This is a genomic window from Methylobacterium trifolii (assembly GCF_022179685.1).
Taxonomy (GTDB): Bacteria; Pseudomonadota; Alphaproteobacteria; order Rhizobiales; family Beijerinckiaceae; genus Methylobacterium; species Methylobacterium trifolii.
On the sequence record NZ_BPRB01000253.1, the window covers coordinates 1 to 6,624 of the forward strand.

Consider the following 6,624-nt stretch of genomic DNA (forward strand, 5'->3'; position numbering starts at 1 on the left):
GGCCGCGGCCTTGGCCACCGCCAGCGACACGCCGAGGATGGCGTTGGCGCCCAGCCGCGCCTTGTTCGGGGTGCCGTCGAGCTCGATCATCGCCTCGTCGACGGCGACCTGGTCCTCGGCATCCATGCCGCCGATGGCGTCCAGGATCTCGGTCTGCACGGCGTTGACCGCCTTGCGCACGCCCTTGCCGCCGAAGCGCGACTTGTCGCCGTCGCGCAGTTCCACCGCCTCGTGTGCGCCGGTGGAGGCGCCCGACGGCACCGCGGCGCGGCCGAAGGAGCCGTCCTCCAGCAGCACGTCCACCTCGACGGTGGGGTTGCCGCGGCTGTCCAGGATTTCGCGGGCGGCGATGTTGGTGATCGCGGTCATGGCACTTCCTATCCCGATGGCTCGGGCTCGCAGGGCGGCCGCACCGAGGGAGCGGGGCCGAATCCGGCATGTCCGCGGCTTATCCGTCAAGCACGGGCGCCCGGCAAGCCGGCGGGGACGGGACGCCCGGTGCCCAGCACCGAATTCGGCGGCGATGGCCCACGAATTTTTCTTGAGGCGGGCCAAGCCGCTGCACCTCTCGGCCGCAGATGCGAGGCAGCCCGCGACGCGCTATAGGCAGGCCATGACCAACGAGACCCTTCAGCTCGGCCAGCCGACCCCCCTGCCCGACTCGCCGGAGGCCGCCCGGCTCGACCGGGTTCCGAACCCGCATCCGGACACGGATTACCTCGCCCGCTTCACCGCGCCCGAGTTCACCTCGCTCTGCCCGGTGACGGGCCAGCCCGACTTCGCGATCCTGGTGATCGACTACGTGCCGGACCGATGGCTCGTGGAATCGAAGTCGCTCAAGCTCTATCTCGGCGCCTTCCGCAACCACGGCGCCTTCCACGAGGATTGCACTGTCGCCATCGGCAAGACGCTCGCCGGGCTGCTGGAGCCGCGATACCTGCGCATCGGCGGGTTCTGGTATCCCCGCGGCGGCATCCCGATCGACGTGTTCTGGCAGACCGGCGAGCCGCCCCGCTCCGTCTGGCTGCCCGATCCGGGCGTGCCGCCCTATCGCGGGCGCTGAGCCTTCTCGAACGCAGAAAATGGCGACCGGTTGCCCGGTCGCCCTCCTGTCAGTCCGACCGGTGGACGGTCTTAGTAGGGGTAACCGTAGTAGCCGCCGTAGGCCGGGGCGGCGTAGCCGTAACCGTTGCCGTACCCGCCGTAGCCGTAGCCGCGGTCGTAATAGGCATCGCGCGCAGCGCCCGCCGCGATCGCGCCGGCCGCGAGACCAGCGATGCCGAGGCCGACGGCCGCGCCCGTGCCGATGCCGCGGCGCCCGCCGCGATAGCCGTAACCGCCGCCATAGGCATGGTGGCCGTAGCCGCCGCCGTAATAACCGCGCGGACGCGCGTCGGCAGCCGTTGCGGTCAGGGCCGCGATCGACAGAGCGGTCGCGGAGAGAATTGCGATCTTGCGCATGGTACCCTTTCTCGATCTCGGATCGAATTAACACGGACAACGCCGTCACAGCTCGGCGGTTCCGAAGATTTCGCAATATCGACCTCAGTCGCGGGTCGCGCGAACCGGATGCCGATTCCTCTGAGGGCGTGCGTCCGGCGCCCGATGATTAAGAATGTGTTGCGGGCTCGCGCGTCTTCGTGGCCGTGCCGCGGCTGCGCCCGTTCGGCGAAGCGTCGATCACGCGCCGCCGATCCGCTATAGGCATCCGCCATGGATTCGCTCTCCCTCGTCCACGACACCTTCGCGCCGCTCTCCGGACGCCGCCTCGTCGACATCGGCTGCGGACCGGGCCACCTCGCCGCGGCCCTGACGGCGCAGGGCGCGGTGGTGACGGGGGTCGATCCGGGCACGGATGCGGTGCGCGCGGCCACGGCCAGGGTGCCGCAGGCGCGCTTCGAGGCCGCCTCGGCCGAGGCGCTGCCGTTCCCGGACGGCGCTTTCGACGGGGCCGTCATCCTCAACGCCCTGCACCACGTCCCCGACCCCCGCGCCGCCCTGGCGGAGGCGGCCCGCGTGATCGGGTCAGGTGGACGAATCCTGGTGGTCGAGCCCCTGGCCGAGGGCAGCTTCTTCGCGGCCCTGCGCACGATCGAGGACGAGGGCACGGTGCGGGCGCAGGCCCAGGTCGCCATCGCCGCGGCGGTCGCGGCCGGCGAGTTCACCTGCGCGCGGGACGTGACCTTCGCCCGCCGCGAGACCTTCGCGGACCTCGGCGCCTTCTTGGAACGGGTCGCGGCGGTCGACCCGGCCCGCAGGGCGGCGATCCGCGACGGCCGGCCCGCGATCGAGGCGGCCTTCCTGGCGGCGGCCGGGCGGGACGCGGCGGGGGGCTACGTCCTCGACCAGCCCCTGCGGGCCCACGTGCTGGTGCCGGCCCGCGGCGCCTGAGGCGTCAGGCGCGCTTCTTCGCCAGCCGGTCGAAGGCGACGAGGTCTTCGAGCAGGGCCGGCATGTCGGCCAGCGCCACCATGTTGGGGCCGTCCGAGGGGGCCCGGTCGGGGTCGGGATGCGTCTCGATGAAGACGCCCGCCACCCCCACCGCCACCGCGGCGCGGGCGAGCACCGCCACGAACTCGCGCTGGCCCCCGGAACTCGCCCCCTGGCCGCCGGGCTGCTGCACGGAATGCGTCGCGTCGAACACCACCGGCGCGCCCTCCGTGACGCGGGCCATGATCGGCAGGCTGCGCATGTCGGAGACCAGGGTGTTGTAGCCGAAGGAGGCGCCGCGCTCGGTGACGACGACGTTCTCGTTGCCGGCCTGCCGGACCTTGGCGGCCACGTGCGCCATGTCCCAGGGGGCCAGGAACTGGCCCTTCTTCACGTTGACCACCCGGCCGGTCTGCGCTGCGGCGACGAGCAGGTCGGTCTGGCGGCAGAGGAAGGCCGGGATCTGGAGCACGTCGACCACCTCCGCGACGCGGGCGCATTGCTCGGCCGCGTGCACGTCCGTGAGTACGGGGAGTCCGAGGCTCTCCTTGATCTCGGCAAAGATCGGCAGGGCCTCGTCGAGGCCGATGCCGCGGGCGGCGGTGCCGGAGGTGCGGTTCGCCTTGTCGAAGGAGGCCTTGAACACCAGGCCGATCCCGAGGGCTCCCGCCATCTCCTTGAGGGCGGCGGCGATCTCCAGGGCGTGCCCGCGCCCTTCGAGCTGGCAGGGCCCGGCGATCAGCGCGAGCGGCAGGTGGTTGCCGAACAGCGCGCCGCCCGCGCGGACGGTTTTCTGGGTGTCTGGGGTCTGGCTCGCCATGGATGCGGGTCTAGCCCGCGGCCGCCTTGCGCGAAAGCCCGGCCTTCCGGCGCGGCGTGGCGGGCCGGGTCGGGGCCAGGACGCAGACGGTGCTCTCGCCCGCGAGGCCGTCGGCGCGCGGCCCGGTCTCGCAGCGCAGGGCCGCCGGGCCGGCGGCCCCCTGGCGCGGGGCGCCGGCCAGGAGCGAGTCCTGGTGCAGGACGAGCGCCAGCGTCTCCACCTCCGCAGGGCGCGCGCCGGTCAGCGCCTGCGCGGCCAGCCCGATCAGCACGAAGTAGGCGGGGGCCGGCTCGCGCTCGAGGGCGCCCAGCACCATCCGCCGGGGCGCCCGGCAATCGAGGCTCATGCGCTCGGCATCCGCCGCCCGGAACACCGCGAGCGGGCCGTTCCGGCCCGCGACCGAGGCGCCGGTGACGCGGATGACCTTGGCGGCCAGCGCATCGCAGGCGTCGGCGCGCGCGGCCACGGGAGCCGCGAGGAGAAGGCAGGCGGTGGCGAGCGCCCGGACCGTCATCGCGCGGCGTCGCGCGCCGCCTGCTCCGCCTCCAGGGCGGCCAGCAGGATGGAGAGGGCGATGCCCTCGGCAGCCAGCGCGACCTCCGGCAGGCTCGGATAGGACGGGGCCAGGCGCAGGCTGGAATCGTCGGGGTCGCGGCCGTGGGGGAAGGTGGCGCCGGCCGGCGTCAAGCCGATCCCGGCCTCCCCGGCGAGCCGCACGATCCGCGCGGCGGTGCCGGCCCGGGCCGCGACGCCGATGAAGTAGCCCCCCTCCGGCCGGCTCCAGGCGGCGGCGCCCGTGCCGGCCAGGTGCCGGTCGAGGGCCTCCGTCACCGCGGAAAATTTCGGCGCGAGCAGCGCGCGCTGCCGGTCCATGTGGGTGGTCAGCCCCTCCCCGTCGCGCAGGAAGCGCAGGTGCCGGAGCTGGTTCAGCTTGTCCGGGCCGATGGTGCGCTTGCCCGCGCGGGCGAGATACCAGGCGAGGTTGGCGGGCGAGCCGCCGAAGAAGGCGAGCCCCGCCCCGGCCAGCGTGATCTTTGAGGTCGAGGCGAAGACGAAGGCCCGGTCGGGGTGGCCGGCGGCGGCGCAGGCCTCCAGCACGTCCGGAATCGCGTGGCGCGCGGGCGTGAGGTGGTGGACCGCGTAGGCGTTGTCCCAGAACAGCCGGAAGTCCGGGGCGCCGGTGCGCATCGCGGACAGGCGCCGGACCGTGGCCTCGGAATAGATCTCCCCGGACGGGTTGGAATATTTCGGGACGCACCACATCCCCTTCACGGATGGGTCGGCGGCGAGCGCCTCGACGGCGTCCATGTCCGGCCCGTCCGGCGTCATCGGCACGGGCAGCATGCGGATGCCGAACTCCTCGCACAGGGCGAAGTGGCGGTCGTAGCCCGGCACCGGGCAGAGGAAGGCCACGGCCTCCTCCCGCGACCAGGGCCGCTGCGAGCCCGGCACGCCCTTGAGCAGCGCCCAGACGATGCAGTCGTGCATCAAGGCGAGGCTCGAATTCTCAGCCACCGCGATCTGCTCCGGCGGGGCGCCCAGCAGCGGCCGGGCGAACAGGGCCCGCACCTCGGGCAGGCCCTGGAGGCCGCCGTAGTTGCGGGCGTCCTCGCCGGTGGCCGTGGTGTGGTCGCCGTTGCCGGGCAGGGTCAGCAGGCCTGAGGCGAGGTCGAGCTGCTCGGGCGCGGGTTTTCCGCGGGTCATGTCGAGCTTGAGCCCGCGCGCCTTGAACCCGCCATGGGCGTCGCGCGCCCTGGCGAGACGGTCGGCGAGGTCGGCAGACGAAAGGTCGGTGATCGCAGTCATGGGCCGGGACTGGGCTGGAGTGGTCCGGGGCCGTCATAGGCCGATCGCGCCCCGCGCGCAGCAAAAAGACGCCGGCCGCGCGTTTGCGGGCCGGCGCCAGTGGGGAGGGTCCGAGGCGGAACTGGCGCGGAACGAGCGCCCGCGCCGGGCGAGGTCCGGCGGACGGCCGCCGCCCCGCAGTCGCGGGGGCAAGCCTCGATGAAGACCATGCATCGAGGCTTGGTATCAGCCGGCGTTCTTGGCGAGCGAGACCGCCACGAAGCGGGTGACGCCCTTGGCGCTCTTGATCCGCATCAGGATCGCCTTGCGCCCGCTCGATTCGGCCGAGCGGATCTGGGCCGCCACGTCCGAGGGCTTCGAGACGCTCTGGCCGGCGACGTCGAGGATGACGTCGCCCTGCTCGATGCCCTTGGCCGCCGCCGGGCCGTCCGGGTCCACCTCGACCACCGCCACGCCCGTGTCGGAGAGCCCGACCTCGGCGGCGGGTGCGAGGTTGAGGCCGAGCCGCGGCTGCCCGTTCGCGCCGTCGCTGCCGCGGGTGGCCACGCGGGTGCTGCCGTCCGTGGGCAGCGCGCCCAGGGTGATCGTGGCCGTGTCCGCCTTGCCGCCGCGCAGGTAGGCGATCTCGACCTTGGCGCCGGGCTTCAGCCCCGCGATCTTGCGGGACAGCTCCTTGGCGTCGTTGACCGCGTTGCCGTTGACCGACTCGATCACGTCGCCCGACTTCAGCCCCGCCTTGGCCGCGGGCGTGCCGTCCTCGGCGTGGTCGACCAGGGCGCCCTTGGGCTTGGGCAGGCCGAGGCTCTCGGCGATGTCCTGCGTCACCGGCTGGACCTGGACGCCGAGGTAGCCGCGGGCGACCTTGCCGTCCGTGCGCAGCTGCTCGACCACCGCCTGCACGGTCTCGGCGGGGATGGCGAAGGCCAGCCCTACGCTGCCGCCCGAGGGCGAGGCGATGGCGGTGTTCACGCCCACGACCTCGCCGTTGACGTTGAAGGTCGGGCCGCCGGAATTGCCCTTGTTGATCGGCGCGTCGATCTGCAGGAAGTCGTCGTAGGGGCCGGCGCCGATGTCGCGGCCGCGGGCCGAGACGATGCCCGCCGTCACCGTGCCGCCGAGGCCGAACGGGTTGCCGATCGCCACCACCCAGTCGCCCACCCGCGGGGCCGCCTTGCCGAACTGGACGTAGGGGTAGCTGCCGCCCTCGGTGATCTTGAGCAGCGCGATGTCGGTCTTGGAATCCTTGCCGATGACCTTGGCGTCGAGCGTCCGGCCGTCGTCGAGGGTCACCTGCACGGTCTTGGAATGGTCGACCACGTGGTTGTTGGTCACGACGTAGCCGTCGCCCGAGATGATGAAGCCGGAGCCCACCGCCCCGCGCTGTCCCTGTCCCTGTCCCTGGCCTTGCCCCTGGCCCTGGCCTTGCCCCTGGCCCTGGCGCTGCTGCGGCATGCCGGGCGGGCCGCCGTTCTGGCCGAAGCGCTTGAAGAACTCGCGCAGCTGCGGCGGCACGTTCTGGAGGTCGCGGCCTTGTCCCTGACCCTGGCCCTGGCCGTCCTCGTCGTCGG

General features: G+C 73.1%; 7 protein-coding genes and 1 pseudogene. 2 read left to right on the forward strand and 6 right to left on the reverse strand.

The features are described from left to right. A pseudogene (gene eno, locus COGEMETH_RS20425) lies at window positions 1-369 on the reverse strand (phosphopyruvate hydratase); the annotation flags it as partial. Window positions 370-613: 244 nt separating this feature from the next. Between eno and queF the strand changes: the two are divergent. Next, window positions 614-1,063, forward strand: coding sequence for a preQ(1) synthase (gene queF / locus COGEMETH_RS20430; protein ID WP_238184445.1), 450 nt, complete (start codon window positions 614-616; stop codon window positions 1,061-1,063). A gap of 71 nt (window positions 1,064-1,134) precedes the next feature. Here queF and COGEMETH_RS20435 read toward each other — a convergent pair whose 3' ends face one another. After that, entirely contained in the window at window positions 1,135-1,461 is a 327-nt protein-coding gene (locus COGEMETH_RS20435; RefSeq protein ID WP_238184439.1) for a hypothetical protein, read from the reverse strand. Between the two features lie 252 nt (window positions 1,462-1,713). On the opposite strand from COGEMETH_RS20435, the gene COGEMETH_RS20440 reads away from it, so the two are divergent. Beyond that, on the forward strand, window positions 1,714-2,391 hold the full coding sequence (locus COGEMETH_RS20440; protein WP_238184440.1) for a class I SAM-dependent methyltransferase: 678 nt from the start codon (window positions 1,714-1,716) through the stop codon (window positions 2,389-2,391). A gap of 4 nt (window positions 2,392-2,395) precedes the next feature. Here COGEMETH_RS20440 and kdsA read toward each other — a convergent pair whose 3' ends face one another. The 4 genes from kdsA to COGEMETH_RS20460 all read right to left on the reverse strand — a co-directional run. Beyond that, window positions 2,396-3,250 (reverse strand): 3-deoxy-8-phosphooctulonate synthase, encoded by an 855-nt coding sequence (kdsA, locus tag COGEMETH_RS20445; RefSeq protein ID WP_238184441.1) that lies wholly within the window; start codon window positions 3,248-3,250, stop codon window positions 2,396-2,398. Between the two features lie 10 nt (window positions 3,251-3,260). Beyond that, window positions 3,261-3,764: a hypothetical protein gene (locus COGEMETH_RS20450; RefSeq protein ID WP_238184442.1), complete on the reverse strand. Its 504-nt coding sequence runs from the start codon at window positions 3,762-3,764 to the stop codon at window positions 3,261-3,263. Beyond that, complete coding sequence (locus tag COGEMETH_RS20455; protein WP_238184443.1) at window positions 3,761-5,056, reverse strand: aspartate aminotransferase type Ic; 1,296 nt, start codon at window positions 5,054-5,056, stop codon at window positions 3,761-3,763. Before COGEMETH_RS20455 ends, COGEMETH_RS20450 begins: the two co-directional genes overlap by 4 nt. Window positions 5,057-5,281: 225 nt before the next feature. Further along, a partial coding sequence (locus COGEMETH_RS20460; protein WP_238184444.1) for a Do family serine endopeptidase occupies window positions 5,282-6,624 on the reverse strand: 1,343 nt, incomplete at its 5' end.